The sequence below is a fragment of the Streptomyces sp. NPDC005791 genome, assembly GCF_042871485.1.
GTDB lineage: Bacteria > Actinomycetota > Actinomycetes > Streptomycetales > Streptomycetaceae > Streptomyces.
The window spans coordinates 189,568-205,874 of the sequence record NZ_JBIAIP010000007.1; the positions used below are offsets into that span (position 1 = coordinate 189,568).

The window sequence follows — 16,307 nt, forward strand, 5'->3', positions numbered from 1 at the left end:
CGGGGCCCAGCCACATCAAGCCCCTCCGGCGATTGAGGAGCGGGGTCCGGGGCAGAGCCCCGAAGACCCGCACCGCGCAGGCCCGTTCCCACGCCCCGCACCCGCACCCGCACAAGAAGGGGCGCACCCGGAACCCGGGTACGCCCCAACCCACCGCAGACGCTCAGCCGCGCCGCCGCACGTCAGCGCTCGGAACGCTCACGCGCCCGGTCCGCCGCGTCCTGCGCCCGGTCCCGGGCGCCGGCGCCGGCGCCGGGCCGACGGCCCTTCGCCTGGTCCGAGGCGCGGTCCGGACGGTCGGAGGAACGCTCACGCGCCTCGTCCCGCTCACCGCCCGCCTTCTGCTGCTTGGCCTGGTCGGCGAGTTCCTGCGCCTTGTCCTTGAACTGGTCTGCGATGCCCATGCTGTTCACTCCAATGTGGGTGCGTGGGGGTGGTCCCGGTGGAACCTCGCTCAGACTTACACACCTGGACATTCGCCGCATTTCGATCATTCACGAGAGGCTCGGGCCTCTTTGTCCGCCTGCCCACCGGCCCCCACGAGCCCCTTGCTCACACCGTCCAGCCGCGATCCGAAGCGCTGCATCTCGCGCTGCCCGACGGCCCCGATCACCATCGGCAGATATCCCCGGAGCGGCTGCATCCCGCGCAGCCACCACTGGGCGTACACATGTGCGGAGCGCCGTTCGATCCCGGCCACGATCCGGTCGACGGCCGGGCCCAGGGGATACGTGCGGTTCGTCGGCCACGGCAGCCGCTGCCGCAACTCCCGCATGACGTCGTCCTCGTCGGCGCCGCGCACCATGTCCGTGTCGGTCCAGGACAGATAGCCGACCCCGACCTTCACGCCCCGGTGGGCGACCTCGCCGCGCAGGCAGTGCGCGAACGCCTCCACGCCCGACTTGGACGCGCAGTAGGCGCTCATCATCGGTGCCGGTGTGATCGCCGCGAGCGAGGCGATCTGGAGGAAGTAGCCACGGCTCTCCATCAGCACCGGCAGGAAGGCCCGAGCCGTCACGGCGCCACCTATCAGGTTCACCTCGATGACCCGCCGCCACGCCTCGGGGTCGGAGTCCACGAGCGGACCTCCGGCGGCGACGCCCGCGTTGGCCACGACGGCATCGATCTTCCCGAAGCGTTGCTTGACCTCTTGGGCGACCCGGCTCATCGCCACCTGGTCGGTGACGTCCGCGTGCCAGTGGTCGCTCGGGGAATGCAGGCGCTTGGAGACCTTCTTCAGCTCGTCCGGCTCCAGCCCGACCAGCGCCAGCGTCGCACCGCGCGCCGACAGCTTGCGGGCCAGCAGCTCGCCCACCCCACGCGCCGCGCCCGTGACGACGACGACCTGTCCTGCGAGACTCCGCCTGCCACTCATGCGACCTCCTCCTCGCGCACGGCTGCCGCCGTGCTGCCCGCACCTTCCACAGTGACGTACGAGGCGACCAGTTCACGGAGCTTCGCCGTGACCACCTCGGGCGCCTCGACCGGCGTCATATGGCCCGTACCCGGGAGCTCGGTGAGCCCGAGGCTCTGCGGCAGGGCCGCCTCGATGGCCCGCGCGTGCACGGGCGGCGTCAGCCGGTCCTCCGTGCCGGTGATCACCGCGGTCGGCAACCGCAGCTCCCGTAGCCGCGCCTCGAGGTCGAGCTCCGCGAGTACGTGCCCCCAGGCGACCCGCGCCCCGCGCGGACACGCGTGCACGATCCTGGCACAGGCGTCGACCTTGTCCGGGGACGAGCCCCGTCCCATCGTGGCGTATTTGAGTATCTTCTTCGAGACCGCCGTGACCGGCCCGAGCGGCGCGCGCGCCCCGAGGACCGCCGCCGTCATCCGGGTACGGAGGGCGCCGGCCCGCAGGGGCAGCACCAGCGACTCGGCCGTCAGACGCGAGCTGCCGGTGCTGCACAGCAGCACGGCCGCCCCGTGCTCCCGCAGGGCGTCGCGGCCCGCTGCCGCCATCAGCGTCATCCCTCCCATGGAGTGCCCGCCGAGCACGGCCTTCTGCCCCGGTGCGAGCGTGGCCCTCAGCACCGCCTCGAGGTCGTCGGCCAGCGCACGGGTGCTGCATCCGCCGGGGCCGGCCGCGGGTGAACTGCCGTGGCCCCGCTGGTCGTAGACGACAACCCGGTGATCCACCGCGAGGTCACGCACCTGGGCGTCCCAGAAGCGGGTGCTGCACGTCCAGCCGTGCGCCAGGACCACCGCGGGAGCGTCCTCGGGGCCGTGCAGTTCGACATGCACGCGCGAGCCGTCGGCGGATACGACGCCCAGTTCACGTACGGGCACCGGAGGGGTGCGGTTCGTCTCTGTCAGCCGGCTCATCGTGCGGCCTCCTCGGGCACGGCGCGCACCACGGAGCGGGTGGCGGGGGGACGGATGACGTCGTACTCACCCAGGTCGACCGAACGGGTGGCGCGCCGGAATTCGGCCGTCGTGCCCGGCCAGACCGTGGTGTTGCGCCCCTCGGCGTCGAGGTACCAGCTGGTGCATCCGCCGGTGTTCCAGACGGTCCGCCTCATCCGGTCCTGGACCCGCCGGTTCCAGCCGCTGACGGCGTCAGGCCTCGCGTCGAGCGCGGCGCGCCCGCCGAGGACGTGCAGCTGGCGCAGGAAGTCGGCCATGTAGTTCAGCTGGGATTCGATCATCAGGATCATGGAGGAGTTACCGAGCCCCGTGTTGGGGCCGATGATCGTCATCCAGTTGGGGAAACCGGCCGCCGTCGCACCCCGGAGCGCCTGCATCCCGTCCTTCCAGGACTCGGCGAGGGTGATGCCGTCGGCGCCGACGACCCGGGTGGCGATCGGCATGTCCGTCACATGGAATCCGGTACCGAGGATGATCACGTCGGCCTCGGTCTCCGAACCGTCCGCCCCGACCAGGGTGGAGCCCCGCACCTCGGACAGGCCGGAGTCGACCACGTCCACGTTCGGCTGCGCGAGCGCCGGGTAGTAGGCGTTGGAGAGCAGGATGCGCTTGCAGCCGATGCGGTACGAGGGGGTCAGCTTGGCCCGCAGCGCGGGGTCCTTGATCGCCCGTGCCATGTTCGCCTTGGCTATGGACTCCACGAGCCCGAGCTGATCGGGGTGCTTGGTGAAGGCGCCGACCTGCAACTCCCGGATGCCCCACAGGAGTCCACGCCGTGCGGTGGCCGTGAACGGCAGTGTGCGGTGCAGCCACTTCTCGGCGCCGCTGATGGCACGGTCCATGCGCGGCATCACCCACGGCGGGGTCCGCTGGAAGAGGGTGAGCCGGCCCGCCTTCGGCTGGATCTCCGGGACGATCTGGATCGCGGAGGCGCCCGTGCCGACCACGGCGACACGCTTGCCGCTCAGGTCGTAGTCGTGGTCCCACTGCGCGGAGTGGAAGACCTTGCCGGGGAATTCGGCGAGCCCGGGGATGTCCGGCAGCTTCGGGTCGGAGAGCGGACCGGTGGCGGAGACGACCGCGTCGGCGGTGATCGTGGAGCCGTTCGCCGTCTCGATCACCCAGTGCAGCTCGTCGTTGTCCCAGCGCATGACCGTGACTTCGTGGTTCAGCCTGATGTGCGGGCGCAGACCGAAGGTGTCGGCGACGTGCTCCAGGTAGGCGCGGATGTGCTGCTGCCCCGAGAAGGTACGCGGCCAGTCGGGGTTGGGTGCGAACGAGAACGAGTACAGATGGGACGGTACGTCGCAGGCGCAGCCCGGGTAGCTGTTGTCCCGCCAGGTGCCGCCGACCGCGCCGGCCCGTTCGAGGACCAGGAAGTCGGTGACGCCTTCGCGGCGGAGCCGGACCGCGGCTCCGAGGCCCCCGAATCCGGATCCGATCACCGCCACGCGTACATGCTCGTGCTGGGCCATGCTGCCGCCTCCCCGCGGTACGTGCGTAACTCTGCCAGCAATCACTGGCATTGTTGGGAGGGTAGAGCAGCTCCGTACCGATGGGTAGGGGGCGGAGCCAGGAAAGTTACCGGCGGTACAACATAGGGTGCGGGTGTGGCCGAAGGACGCGAGCACCGTGAATACCGCATGGAGGAGTTGGCCAGGGAGGCCGGCATCACCGTGCGGACCCTGCGCTTCTACCGGGAGCGCGGCCTGATCCAGGCACCCCGCCGAGAGGGCCGCATCGCCTGGTACGACGACCACCACCTGGCCCGACTGCGCACCATCACCGGCCTGTTGGAGCGGGGGCACACCCTCAACGGCATCGCCGACCTCGCCAGCACCTTCGACAGCGGCCGCGACGTCGCCGAGGTGCTCGGCCTGGGTGAACCGTCCGCGGAGACCCCGGTCCGGCTCACGCCGGAGCAGCTCGCCGACTACTTCCCGGACCAGGCGACGGCGGAGAATCTGGCCGCCGCCATGGAGCTGGGCTATCTCGGTACCGACGGCGACGAGATCGTCCACATCAGCCGGCGCCTGCTGGAGGCGTCGTCCGAGTTGGTACGGGCCGGGGTACCGCTCGACGCCGTACTCTCGGCCGGCCGCCAGGTCCGCGAACACGCCGACGCCCTCGCCGACCTCTTCGTACGCGTCCTGCGCACCCACACCGCCCGCACCGACCCGGACCAACTGCGCACGCTCTCCCAGGCGGTGGTGGACGCCGAGCTCTCCATGGCCCTGGACAGGCGGCTACGCGAGGACGATCAACGCTCGTAGGTGACCGTCACCGGCGCGTGGTCGCTCCACCGCTCGCCGTGCGTGGCGGCGCGCTCCACCCACGCCTTCACGGCGCGGCCGGCCAGGCCGGGGGTCGCCACCTGGTAGTCGATACGCCAGCCCGCGTCGTTGTCGAAGGCCCGGCCACGGTAGGACCACCAGGAATACGGGCCCTCCTGGTCCGGGTGCTGCGCGCGGACCACATCCACGTACGCGGCCTCGTCGAAGACCCGGGTCAGCCACTCCCGCTCCTCGGGGAGGAAGCCGGAGTTCTTCTTGTTGGACTTCCAGTTCTTGAGGTCGGCCTCACGGTGGGCGATGTTCCAGTCGCCGCACACGACCACCTCGCGCCCCTCCGCCGCCGCCCGTTCCTTCAGCCCCTGGAGGTAGGGGAGGAAGGCGGCCATGAAACGCTCCTTCTCCTCCTGCTTCTCCGTACCGACCTCACCGGAGGGCAGATACAGACTGGCGACCGTCACGCCCGGGAGGTCCACCTCGACATAGCGGCCGGCGGTGTCGAATTCCTCACTCCCCGGAATGCCGAACCCTCCGAACCCGATCTGGACGCGCTCCGGCGCGTGCCGCGTGTAGACGGCGACCCCTGCGCGCCCCTTGGCCGCGGCCGGGGCGAACACGACGTTCCAGCCCTCGGGCTCACACACCTCCACGGGGAGCTGCTCCGCTTCGGCGCGGACCTCCTGGAGACAGATCACATCGGCCTCGGTCCGACCCAGCCACTCGACGAAACCCTTTTTCGCGGCGGCACGGAGCCCGTTCACATTTACCGTGGTGACAGTCAGCATCCCAGCACAGTACCTACACCACCTAGTGCATAGCTGTACCATCGCTCGCATGAATATCCAGCCTCGGCCTTTCGACCACCCCGATGCCGTCAAACTCAACGACCAGGTGCAGCTCGAATACGCCGAGCGCTACGGCGACGGGGGCGACATCACACCGCTCGACGCCACGATGTTCGACCCGCCGCGCGGACTCTACCTGCTCGCCTACGACGACGAGGGCCGCCCCCTGGCCACCGGCGGCTGGCGCAGCCAGGAGGAGAACGACGAGGGGTACTCCGACGGCGACGCCGAGATCAAGCGGATGTTCGTGATACCCGAAGGCCGTGGCAAGGGCCTCGCACGCCGCCTCCTCGCCGCCCTGGAGGCGGACGCCCGTGCGGCCGGGCGCTCCCGCATGGTCCTGGAGACCGGCGACCAGCAGCCCGAGGCGATCGCGCTGTACACGTCGAGCGGCTACACCGTCTGCACGAAGTTCGGCCACTACCGCACGTACGACAGCAGCATCTGCATGGCCAAACCGCTGGCCTGAGAACCTCCGCACGGACCGGTCGACCCCGGTGAAGAGGGCCCGTCGGCGACCGCAGGAGCCCGGCTCCGCGGTCGGCACCGACAGGGAACTACTCGTGGCCGAGCGTGAGGAAGCGTGCCGGTTCGTCGAGGACCGCGCCGGCGCCTTCCTCGTCCGTCATGCGCGCGGCGAGGGTCGCTTCGGCCAGGCGGGGCGGGAGAGCTTCTCCGAACTTGAGGCCACGAACCGCTCGGCTGCTGACATCAGGCAGGCACAGCCCCGCCTCGGTGTCCGCACGGGCCGTCTGCCAGAGCTGAGGCGTGAGGTCGTCGCGCAGTCTGACCCACTGGTCGCTGACACGTCGGTGCGGGGCTGCCACCGAGGCCAGCGAGGCGGCCAGCGTGGCGTTGGCGCGGTGGCCCGCCCAGGTCCACCAGCGGACGTCACCGTCACCGTGCCTGCTGATCACCGTGCCACCGGGGTGGACGGCGTGCAGGTGGACGTCGCGTGCTTCGGCGAGTTTCGCCGTGGCGCGCGCGGTGAGGCGGACCGGTGGATCCTGACCGAGGAGTACGTCCCGGGCGGCGCGGGTCAGGGCGAAGGAGCGGATGCGTTCCCCGCCGAAGCCGCTCCAGCGGGCACGCCCGCCCTCGTCCGCCGGTTCCACGAAGCAGCGCTTGCGTGTCCAGTCGATGTAGGTCACCAGCCAGTTGCGGCCGGCGAGGAGCAGCTTGCGCGGGCCCTCGATCTCCTCGGTGAGCAGGTCGGGGTCGGTGCGGCCGATCTCGTTGCGGCCGTTGAGTACGGTGAACTCCGGCGGCGCGGTGAACATCGCCGTCAGGTTCATGAAGTGACGGTGCCCGTAGCGCCGTTCGGCCTCCGGGCCGATGAACAGCAGTCCGCCGTCCTGATCCAGGTACCCCTCCTCGACCAGATGACGGGCGATGGGCTGCGCTCCCGGCCCGAAGGGGCCCATACCGCCCCACCACTCCTGCCACAGGTTCTCCCCGACCCGGTGCTCCTGGAGGCACAGGGCCAGAAGCTGCTGGGCCACCAGGTGGCGTGGCTCGGGCGGTGCGACGACGGGCTCGACCCAGCCACGTGACCACTGCAGCAGAAGCGCAGCCGACGCGAGCAGGCCTTCGGGTTCCAGCGCGAGGAAGAGGCAGTTGCGTGTCGTACCGGTCCGGCGTCCGGTGCGGCCGATGCGCTGGAGGAAGGAGGCGACCGTGGACGGCGCGTCGAGCTGGATGACGCGGTCCAGGTCGCCCACGTCGATGCCGAGTTCCAGGGTGCTGGTGGAGACGATCACACAGTCGCGCGCGTCGGCGAAGGCTTCTTCGGCCCGCCGCCGTTCGTCCACGGACAGCGAGGCGTGCGACAGGAACGTCGTGACGCCTTTCAGGCGCAGTCGCTCACCCAGCTCCTCCACGGTGCGACGCGTCTCGCAGAAGACCAGGCGTTTCTCACCCCGGTGCAGCCCTGCGATGACGGTGGCGGCGTTGGCGACGGAGCCGACGTAGTCGAGTTCGACCTCCCCCGGCGGCGGTGCGGCAGGGGCCCGCACCTCCCGCCCCGCGCCCGCTCGGCGCTCCTCGGCGAGGTGCGGTGCGACCACCCGCGCGGGCCGGCGCCTGTGTCCCGATCCCTGCAGCCAGGTCAGCAGTTCCTCAGGATTTCCGATGGTGGCGGACAGGCCGATCCGTTGGAGGGGGCGGCCGACGATACGGCTCAGGCGCTCCAGTACGGCGAGCAGATGCCACCCCCTGTCGTCACCCGCGAACGCGTGCACCTCGTCGACCACGACCGTGTGCAGCCCCGCGAAGAAGGAGCGGTGGTCGACATGTGCGCTGACCAGCATGGATTCGAGTGACTCGGGTGTGGTGAGGAGGATGTCGGGGCGCTGGGCGAGGATGCGGCGCCGTCGGCCCGTGGTGATGTCGCCGTGCCACAGCTCGGCCGTGCGGCCCACCCAGCCGGTGTAGGTCCGCAGCCGTGGGTGGAGGTTGTTGAGCAGGGCCTTCAGCGGACACACGTACAGCACGCTGGTGCCCTTCCAGCCGTGCCTCCCCATGCGCGTCAGCAGGGGGAAGGACGCCGCTTCGGTCTTTCCTCCGGCGGTGGGCGCGAGGAGCACGGCGTCCTCCCCGCCCAGGAGCGGCTCGATGGCCTCTTCCTGCAGGGGGCGCAGGGAGCGCCAGCCGAGGGTGTTGACGATCTGGTGACCGAGGACGGGGTCCAGGAGGTCGAAGGCGTCGGCCGGTTCCCTCATGGGAGGGCCGGGTCGTCGTCCAGGTCCAGTGCGATGTCCCCGGCGCCGGTCGCCGCGCTGCGTTCCGTCTCGTTGAGTTCGGCACTGCTCAAGGTGAGCGCGTAGTGCAGGCGGGGGTCGAAGTCGGGGAACTCGTCGACCCGGTCGAGGACGTCGGCGACGAGCTTGCGCAGGTACAGGCGTGGGGCGATGCCGACCTTGCCGCCGAGGGACCCGGTGACGGCACGGGCCAGCTCGTCGAGGTAGGCGTCGTCCACCCGGTCCGTGAGCCGCTGCGGGTGGCGGGCCGCTCCCGTGTAGAGGTCCCGCACCTTGCGCCCGAGTTCACCGAGCGAGTCCAGGTCGAATCCGGCCAGTCGCAGCTGGACGGCGCGGGGCGAGTCGAAGCGGGGGTCGGTGGTGAAGTCGGTGGCCAGCCGCTGGGCGAGGGGCGCCAGGCGCTGGACGCCCTGCTGCCCGTCGTAGAAGGCCGGGGTGCCGGTGATGACGAGGAAGAGGCCGGGAAACCGTCCGGCGTCGATCTCGTCGAGGAGCTGACGCAGGGCGTTGAGGGACTTCTCGCGTACGTCGCCGCGCACGCGTTGCAGGGTCTCCACCTCGTCGAGGACCAGCAGCAGTCCGGGATGTCCGCAGTCCCGCAGGACGGTCAGCAGGCCCTGGAGGAAGCCGAGGGCACCGAAGTGGTCGAGGTCGCCCCGGATGCCCGCGGCGCGTTTCGCGGAGGCGGCCACCGACTTCTGGCCGCCGAGCCAGGCGATGAGTGCCTCGGCGGTGGCCCCGTCGCCCGACGCCACGGCCTGGCGGTAGCCGCGCAGAGCGGCGGAGAAGGCCGGCGTGGTGCGGGCGACGTCGGCGAGACGCCGTTCCAGAAGCTCGTCGACCGCTGCCGCCAGGGCCTCTTCGTCGTCATCGGCGATGTCGTCGCTGTCGAGGACCTCTTCCTCCAGGGCGTAGAACCAGGAGTCGACCACCGCGCGAAGGGCCGAGGGCTGATGGGTGGCGGTGGTGAGGCGTTCGGCGAGTCTGCGGTAGACGGTCTCCAGCCGGTGCAGCGGCGTTTCGGTCTCGGAGATCTGGACTTCGCTGACGGCGAGGCCGTGGCGTTTGGCCCGCTCGGCGAGCCACCGGGCGAAGAAGGTCTTGCCCGAGCCGTACTCGCCGCGCACGGCGTGGAACGCGGAGCCGCCGCGGGCGACCGTGGACAGGTCGCCCTCCAGCGCGGCTTCGAACCGGTCCAGGCCGACGGCGAACAGGCCGAGGCCCGACTGCGGAACCGTTCCCCGCCGCAGCGCGTCGACCACGTCCCGCCGGCGTGCGGTGCTGATCTCGGATGCCGCGGTGCTCATCGCGTGTCTCCCGGGAACTGCTGCGCGAGCAGCACCTTGTCGAGCTGGACGGTACGCCCGGATTCCACGAGCTGGAGCACGGGGTAGCCGTCGATGTTGAGAAGCCGTTCCAGGACCGTCGCGAAGCGCTCCGGGTTGCGCTGCGACTTCCCGGTGGCGGCCTGGGCGGCGGCGGCCACCGCCCCCGGGGACAGCTTCCCGCCTGCCGCGAGCAGGGCGTCGAGGGCCGCGGCGACGGCCTTCTCACTCGGGGCGTGGCGCACGAACTCGCGCTGCGCCTTGTACGGGGCGGACTGCACGGCCTGCTCGCCGAGCGTGCCGTGACCGGGCAGCATGAAGATGCCCTCGCCCTGCTGGTCCTGCTCCGGTTTCTTCGTGCGCTGCTTGACCGCGAGGCCGTCGGCGGCGACGGGAACGGGCACGGCCGCGCCCTTGTCCTGCCACCAGCCGGGAGCGGTGCGTTCAGCGGGCAGCAGCGTCCAGCCCGACGGGATCAGGTCGGCGGACGGCACGAGGGTGATCACGGGAACGGTGACCTCGGCGAGGGAGGCACCGCCGTGATAGCCGGCCTGCCGGCCTGTGTAGCGCAGGTCCTCCCGCCAGGCCGCGGTGATGCGTCCGTTCCCTGCCAGCACGCGGGATCCGGCCAGCGCGACCTCTCCCTGCCCCGGTGCGCCGGTGTGCCAGCGGGCGCCACCCACTCCTTCGGCTTCGGTCTGCTGGTGGCCGCGCGGGGTGCGGTCCAGGACGTGGCCGTGGTCGGAGACGAGGACGACGGGACGGCCGTGGTCGAGGGCCGCGTTCAGCAGGTCGGACAGCTTGGCGATGTCGCCGATGCCCCACCGGCCGCGGGCCCCCTCGCGGCCGTCGGCCAGGGCGTCGTCGATGGTGTTGACGACGACGGCGACGATGTCGTCGGACGGGAGGGTCTCCAGCAGTTCGGGTGCCAGCCGGTGACCGGGCGGCCCTTCGTAGCCGCCCTTGTGGAAGAGGTGCGCGCCCCGGTGGCGCTTGCGCCAGAAGGCGGCGAACCCGGAGCGTTCCACGCTCTGCCCGCCCTGGGCCGGCTGACCGCAGAGCAGGGACGCCCTGCTGATCGTGGTGAGGGAGGGCAGCATGGACACGGCGGCCCGGCGGGCGGCCTCCTTGCCGGGCCGGGGCTTGGGTACGACCTCGGTCCACACCCGCCGGTCCAGCTCACCGGCGAGCTGGACGGCGACGTCGGCGCTCATGCCGTCGAGGACGAGGATCAGCGGCCGGCCGCCCTCGCGTGCGAGCGGCGCGGCGGCTTCGGCGAGGACGTCCTCGATGAGCAGGGCACCGCCCGGTGCCTGCGGGGAGGCGGTCTCCGTCCAGAGCGCGAGCTTGTGGGCGAAGTCCTCGTCGAGCCGCGTCCGACGCGCGCGGACCGCCCCTATCAGCCGGTGGTAGGCCTCGCCGACGGTGGTGTCCCGCGAGGTGTCGCCTTCGGAGAGGACTCCGACGGCCATGTCCGCCCAGCCGGAGGACGCCATGTGTTCCTGTACGGCCTGGGCGACCGAGTCGGCCGTCGGCATGGGGGCGTTCAGCCACCGCACCAGGCGCACCGCGGTGCGGGCCGTCTCGGTGGATTCGGCGTTCAGCGCGGACAGTTGGTGTTCGGCCAGCTCGCGCAGGGCGGCTTCGGCGGGTGCGACGGGGCCGTCGAGGGTGGCCGCGAGGGTACGCAGCCGGCTGCGGTAGCCGGAGGGGAGCATCCGGTCCGCGCCGATCAGCGGGCTGAGCCGGGCGTCGGCGGCGAGCCGGTCGGCGCGGTCGAGTACGGCCAGAACACGGCCGCGTGCCTCGGTGCGTTGCGGGCCGCTGCCTTCCGCCTGGGCGATCCAGCGGGTGACGACTCCGGTGGCGGCGTCGGCGAAGGGGCGCAGCGCGTCGAAGGTGGCGAGGGCGGAACCGAAGAGGGTGCCGAGCGCGAATCCGGCGGCCTCCGCCGACCGGGCGGAGAGCGCGGCGGACGCCAGCGCGCCCAGGGGCAGGGCGTCGGCGCCCCGGTTGTCGGCGGCCAGGGCGAGCAGGGTGGGTGCGGCGGGGCCGACGGCCCGTGCCAGCCACTCGCTGAGGCCGGCCCGCTCGGCGGCGGGCAGCGCGGCGAACAGGGTGGGGCCCGCTGTGGTCCGTGTCCAGGCGAACAGGGCGTCGGCGTCGAGATCGAGGGTGTCGGCGGTGGTGTCGCCGAGTCCGAGCCGGGCGCCGAGCAGGGCCCGCACGGCCCGGTCGCGGGTGAGGACGGCCCCGCCGCGCGGCCAGCCGTCCACGGGCTCGGCCGCCAGCAGTGCGTCCAGGAGCCAGGTCTCCTTGACCATGCGGGCGTCGAGGTCGGTGGCGCCGAAGAGCTGCTTGACGATGTCGGCGGGGTCGACGGCGAGGGGGCGCCGGCGCACGGCGTGGGCGCGCAGGTCCCAGCCGAGCTGGTCGGCGGGGACCGCGCCGGTGACGACGAGGACGCTGTCGCCGTCCGGGTCCTCCTGGGCCCGGTGGCGCTGCCAGGCGTCGGCGATGCCCAGCGGGGAGTTCTGCTCGGTGATGCGGACGCTGCGGTTCCTGCCGTCGACACGGACGGTGAACGCGGTGTCCTGGTCGCCTCCTTCGTAGGTGGCGTCGACCAGCACCAGTCGCCGTCCTTCGGCGTGCGGGAGCTCGGTCTCCAGCAGCACCTCGATGGCCCGTCGGCCGGCGACGGGACGGCCCGGCATCAGCTGCCCTCTTCCGCGTGGTGCTCGGCGTCCGGCACCGCACGCCAGATGATTTCCACCGGTGTGTGCGGGTGGGCGGCACGGAACCGCTCGATCTCCGCCCGCACGGCGTCCAGTTCGTCGGTGAGCCGCGACTCCAGGGGGGAGGGCCCGGAGGCGATCACCCGCCGGGCGGACTGCGGGCTGCCGCCCGGCCCACCCTGCGTCGCCTGCGGTGTCCACGGTGTCTGCTCGGGGTGGGAGCGTACGGGCTCGGAGGACACCGGGGGGTTCCCGTGCTGCGACAGGGCGATCTGTTCCGGCCCCGGGACGGGAGCCGGCGGCTGGACCGGCGGCTGGGACGCCACCGCGTCCACGTGGAGGGCCGCCTCCACGATCGCCATCCCGGTCTCCCGGACGCCGCCGAGCACGGGCACCAGTGAACGCTCGAACTCGGAGGCGCGGGCGGTCTCGGCGACCTGTGCCAGCAGCCGGCGGGCGCGGTCGCCCAGGCTGTCGTCGCGGTCGGCGAGCAGATGGACGTTCTTGAGCACCCGCCACACCGCGTCGTCGTCCAGGATGCGGAGCACGTCCTCGGCCGTGCTCATGACGGTGGCCAGGTCCCGGTCCGGGCTCTCGTAGGAGGCACCGGCCAGTTCCCGTACGAGTGCGGTCGCGTCGCTGCCGTGGCGTCCGAGACGGGCCAGCAGTCCCGCGGCCTCACGCAGCATCGCTGTGCGGGGGGCCGGCGTTTCGCCGTCGAGGCCCAGCAGGGCCGCGTGCCGGTCCAGGGAGGCGCGTACGCCCACCACGCTCTTCTCGTACTCCTCGACCTTGTCCCGGACGTCCTCGGCGAGCTTGTTGATGTTCCGGGCGAACAGGGCGGGCTTGGCGCGGACGCCGAAGAGCCGCCCGGCACGCTCCAGGGCGCGCGCGTACTCCTCGTCGCTGGGCAGCGGCTGCGAGCGCAGCGCCCAGCCGGGACCGATCGCCCCGAGCTCGGGGGCCGCGGTCTCGGGGCCGGAGCGGTAGACCCAGGCACGGTCGTCGAGCAGGGCGTACGCGGCGATCAGGAGGTCGGTGATCTGCTTGTCGAGACCGGCGTGGCCGAGGTCCTTGGTGATCCAGCCGCGGATGTCCTCGGTGGTGAGGTCCCCGCGCTCCTGGTGCTGGGCGGCGGCCTGGTTGATGCGGGTACGCCAGTCGGCGCGCAGCACGAGCGGGCCGTCGTGGACGGTGCCGAGTTCCAGGGGTTCCACGATGCGCTTGACGGTCCTCAGCTGATGGCTGTCGACCTCCACCCGGCCGCCCTCGTCCATGGCCCGGGTGATCCACTCCAGGGTGGTCCGCAGCTCGGCCGCGGTGACGGCCTTGCGCTGACCGGCCCGGTCGGGCCCGAAGTCGGGGTGCTTCGGGTACAGCGCGGCGAACAGGCCGTCGGCGAGGTACACCGCGTTGTCCGCGAAGGGTCTGCCGCCCTCCGGCTGGGGCCGCGGGAACTCCGGCTGCAGGGAGAGCACATGGCGGCCTTCGACCACCTCGGCCGCCCTGGTGCCGTCCTTGACCTCCGCGATGCCGTACACCTCGCCGAGCGAGGCGGTGAGCGTGCGGGTGAGGGTCTCGCGGCCGACCTCCAGCTGGCGGCGGGCCTTGGCCCGGTCGTCCGGCGGGTAGTTGCGCGTGTAGTCGGCGAGCCGGTCGCGTTCCAGCAGGAAGTTGATCCGCATCAACCGGCCCAGCTGGGCCTTGCGCTGCTCGGAGAAGAAGTCCGGCAGCCAGACGAGGGTGGCGGCGGTGTGACCGTTCTTGATCAGGTCCCCGACGCGCTGGAAGTCGTAACTGGGGAACTTGTCGGCATCGTCGAAGGGGTAGTCGATGACGAAGCGGATGTTGCCCGGGGTGGCCGGGGTGAACTGCTCGTCCGACAGGTCGCGCGCATCGCGTACGTTCCCGAAGACGAACTCCGCGGTGCGCCGGGTGCCCCGCCAGATGATCTCCTTCTGGGGGACGAGCTGGCCTTCCTTCACGCCGAGCTCCTCCCACAGCCTGTCCCGCAGCCAGACGCGTCGCACGCCCGCCTTGTCCTCCCCGGCGGCGGCGTCGAGCAGGGGCTCGACGTCCAGGTCGGACAGGTGCAGGGAGAAGACGGGATCGGTCTCGCCCTCGGCACGCAGCTCGGTCGGGTACTCGCCCTGCAGGGCCCGCATCCGGTCGATGACCTTCTGCCCGACGGGCACGGTCCGCGACCGTACGGAGCCGTGGTTGAGGGCCGCGAGTCGGGCCCCGGTGAGCCGGCGCAGCGCGGGCACGTCGGGGGCGAGCGCGGCCAGCAGCAGGGTCTTGACGAACCGGTCGTCGGCGAGGAAGTCGGGGTGGTCCTCCCTGCCGTACTTCTCCAGCAGGTGGGCGCGGGCCTTGGTGTGGAAGCGCTGGGCGGCCTCGGACTCGTGCTTCAGCTTGTCGGTGAAGGCGGCCCCGGTCCCGTCGATCAGGACGTCCCACAGGTCGCCGAGCGGGATCAGCTGCCCGAGCTCGGCGCCGGCGTTCTTCTCCAGGAGCTGCTGGACGAGCTTGAGGCCGGTGCGCTCGCGCTGGAGCGCACCGGACAGGGCGACGAGCACGTTCAGCAGGGCGGGCGAGAGCGGGTAGACGGTACGGAAGTCGTCCCATCCGGCCTGGGTGGCACCGCCGTCGTCCAGGAGGACGTCCTTGACCAGCGGGCTGAACCGGTCGACACCCGCGAAGGCGGTGTCCAGCACACTCTGCTGACCTGGCCGGGGTTTGAGCACCCGCTCCTTGATGATCTCCGGGAGGTTGCGGTCCTCCAGGTCGACGACGGTGAAGCGCTCCTGCAGGTACTCCAGCGCCTGCTCCATGTTCTGCACGTCGGATCCGAGGATGTCGGAGCCGACGAGCTGGGAGAGGTCACGCTGGCGGGAGATGAAGGAGATGATCGGCACCGGCCGGTCGGGGTTGCTGGACTCGATCAGCTTGACCAGCTTCTGGATCTCGTCGTTGACGAAGGTCCGCTGCTGCATCCGGGCCTGCAGCCACAGGATCAGCTCGTCCAGGAAGAGCACCACGCCGTCGTAACCGAGCTGCCGGGCGTGGACGCTGATGGCGCTGAGCCCGTCGTCCAGGGACAGATAGGCTGCCGCGTCCCCCCGGATACTGTCCGCATACGCCTTCATGGGGCCGCTGACCAGGGCGGACACCAGCCGCTTGCGCCGGTCGTCCCCGTCGGGTGCGGCAAAGGCGGCATCGAGCTCGGCGCCGGTCCACGGGGTGTCGGCGACGGCACCGATCACGGCCAGCCCGTCCTCGTCCACCACGGGCTCGGACGCCGCTCCGGCGGTGGGCAGCAGCGGTACGAACGCCTCGTCCCCGAGGGAGGCCCGCAGGTTCCGGGCGTCGGACAGCAGGGAGTCCGCTTTGAAGACCAGGGGGGTGGGTGCGTCGGGAAACCGGTCGCGCACGGTCTTGGCGTAGCCGCCGAGCAGCGCCGATTCCAGGTTGGCGGCGCCGACCAGGTGGTAGGGCACCATGAGGAACTTCTTGCCGCGCAGCCACTCGTCGTGCTCGGCGACCACCTCGCGCAGCCGGGGCTTCTGCCGGGTGGCGGGCTCACCGTTGAGCACGGCGTGCAGCACGGTGAGGAAGTGGCTCTTACCGGCGCCGAACGAACCGTGCAGGTAGGCGGCGTGCGAGCTGTTCTTCTTCACGGCGCTGCGGATCAGCTTCAGCGCCGTGTCGAACTGCTCGCGCAGCTGCGGGGTGACGACGTACTCCTCGACGGAACCGGCCGAGGAGCCGGTGAAGCCCTGCGACAGCTCGACCTTGAAGTCGCCGGCGTGGACGTCCTCCCTGATGTCGAGGACGTCTCTCAGCGCGATGTTGCTGCCCCTGGCCATCAGCCGCTCCTGCTCCCCACACATCCGGCCCGGCCACCCCAGCCGGGTACTCGGCGGAGCCGACCGGTCACCCGCGTCCGTACCGCCGCACAACCCCTCCATCCTGCCAGGTCGCGTAT

The 16,307-nt window shown here is 71.6% G+C and carries 11 protein-coding genes; 2 read left to right on the forward strand and 9 right to left on the reverse strand.

Going from position 1 to position 16,307, the window contains the following annotated elements; all coding sequences use genetic code 11:
- Nucleotides 1-182: 182 nt before the first annotated feature.
- From ACFYSH_RS16200 to ACFYSH_RS16215, 4 genes are all read right to left on the reverse strand, one after another.
- Nucleotides 183-404 (reverse strand): hypothetical protein, encoded by a 222-nt coding sequence (locus tag ACFYSH_RS16200; protein ID WP_388753043.1) that lies wholly within the window; start codon nt 402-404, stop codon nt 183-185.
- A gap of 86 nt (nt 405-490) precedes the next feature.
- Entirely contained in the window at nt 491-1,375 is an 885-nt protein-coding gene (locus ACFYSH_RS16205) for an SDR family oxidoreductase (RefSeq protein ID WP_359478221.1), read from the reverse strand.
- Entirely contained in the window at nt 1,372-2,322 is a 951-nt protein-coding gene (locus tag ACFYSH_RS16210) for an alpha/beta fold hydrolase (RefSeq protein WP_388753046.1), read from the reverse strand. The genes ACFYSH_RS16205 and ACFYSH_RS16210 overlap by 4 nt, the downstream gene beginning before the upstream one ends.
- Entirely contained in the window at nt 2,319-3,839 is a 1,521-nt protein-coding gene (locus ACFYSH_RS16215) for a flavin-containing monooxygenase (RefSeq protein ID WP_388753049.1), read from the reverse strand. Before ACFYSH_RS16215 ends, ACFYSH_RS16210 begins: the two co-directional genes overlap by 4 nt.
- Before the next feature lie 168 nt (nt 3,840-4,007).
- Here ACFYSH_RS16215 and ACFYSH_RS16220 point away from each other — a divergent pair, with 168 nt between their 5' ends.
- Nucleotides 4,008-4,637, forward strand: a complete 630-nt coding sequence (locus ACFYSH_RS16220) for a MerR family transcriptional regulator (RefSeq protein ID WP_359476182.1) — start codon at nt 4,008-4,010, stop codon at nt 4,635-4,637.
- Here the strand turns inward: ACFYSH_RS16220 and ACFYSH_RS16225 are convergent.
- Nucleotides 4,625-5,440 (reverse strand): exodeoxyribonuclease III, encoded by an 816-nt coding sequence (locus ACFYSH_RS16225; protein ID WP_388753052.1) that lies wholly within the window; start codon nt 5,438-5,440, stop codon nt 4,625-4,627. The genes ACFYSH_RS16220 and ACFYSH_RS16225 overlap by 13 nt on opposite strands.
- A 49-nt stretch (nt 5,441-5,489) precedes the next feature.
- Here ACFYSH_RS16225 and ACFYSH_RS16230 point away from each other — a divergent pair, with 49 nt between their 5' ends.
- The gene (locus ACFYSH_RS16230) at nt 5,490-5,969 is read left to right on the forward strand and encodes a GNAT family N-acetyltransferase (RefSeq protein ID WP_388753055.1); all 480 of its coding nucleotides are present in this window, start codon (nt 5,490-5,492) and stop codon (nt 5,967-5,969) included.
- 88 nt (nt 5,970-6,057) lie between these two features.
- Here the strand turns inward: ACFYSH_RS16230 and ACFYSH_RS16235 are convergent, their stop codons facing one another.
- The 4 genes from ACFYSH_RS16235 to ACFYSH_RS16250 are packed head-to-tail and all read right to left on the reverse strand — an operon-like array spanning nt 6,058 to nt 16,188.
- On the reverse strand, nt 6,058-8,220 hold the full coding sequence (locus ACFYSH_RS16235) for a DEAD/DEAH box helicase (RefSeq protein ID WP_388753058.1): 2,163 nt from the start codon (nt 8,218-8,220) through the stop codon (nt 6,058-6,060).
- Entirely contained in the window at nt 8,217-9,566 is a 1,350-nt protein-coding gene (gene brxD, locus ACFYSH_RS16240; RefSeq protein WP_359476079.1) for a BREX system ATP-binding protein BrxD, read from the reverse strand. Before brxD ends, ACFYSH_RS16235 begins: the two co-directional genes overlap by 4 nt.
- Nucleotides 9,563-12,298 (reverse strand): BREX-2 system phosphatase PglZ, encoded by a 2,736-nt coding sequence (gene pglZ, locus ACFYSH_RS16245; protein ID WP_359476082.1) that lies wholly within the window; start codon nt 12,296-12,298, stop codon nt 9,563-9,565. The genes brxD and pglZ overlap by 4 nt, the downstream gene beginning before the upstream one ends.
- Nucleotides 12,298-16,188 (reverse strand): hypothetical protein, encoded by a 3,891-nt coding sequence (locus ACFYSH_RS16250; RefSeq protein ID WP_388753062.1) that lies wholly within the window; start codon nt 16,186-16,188, stop codon nt 12,298-12,300. Before ACFYSH_RS16250 ends, pglZ begins: the two co-directional genes overlap by 1 nt.
- Nucleotides 16,189-16,307: the final 119 nt, after the last annotated feature.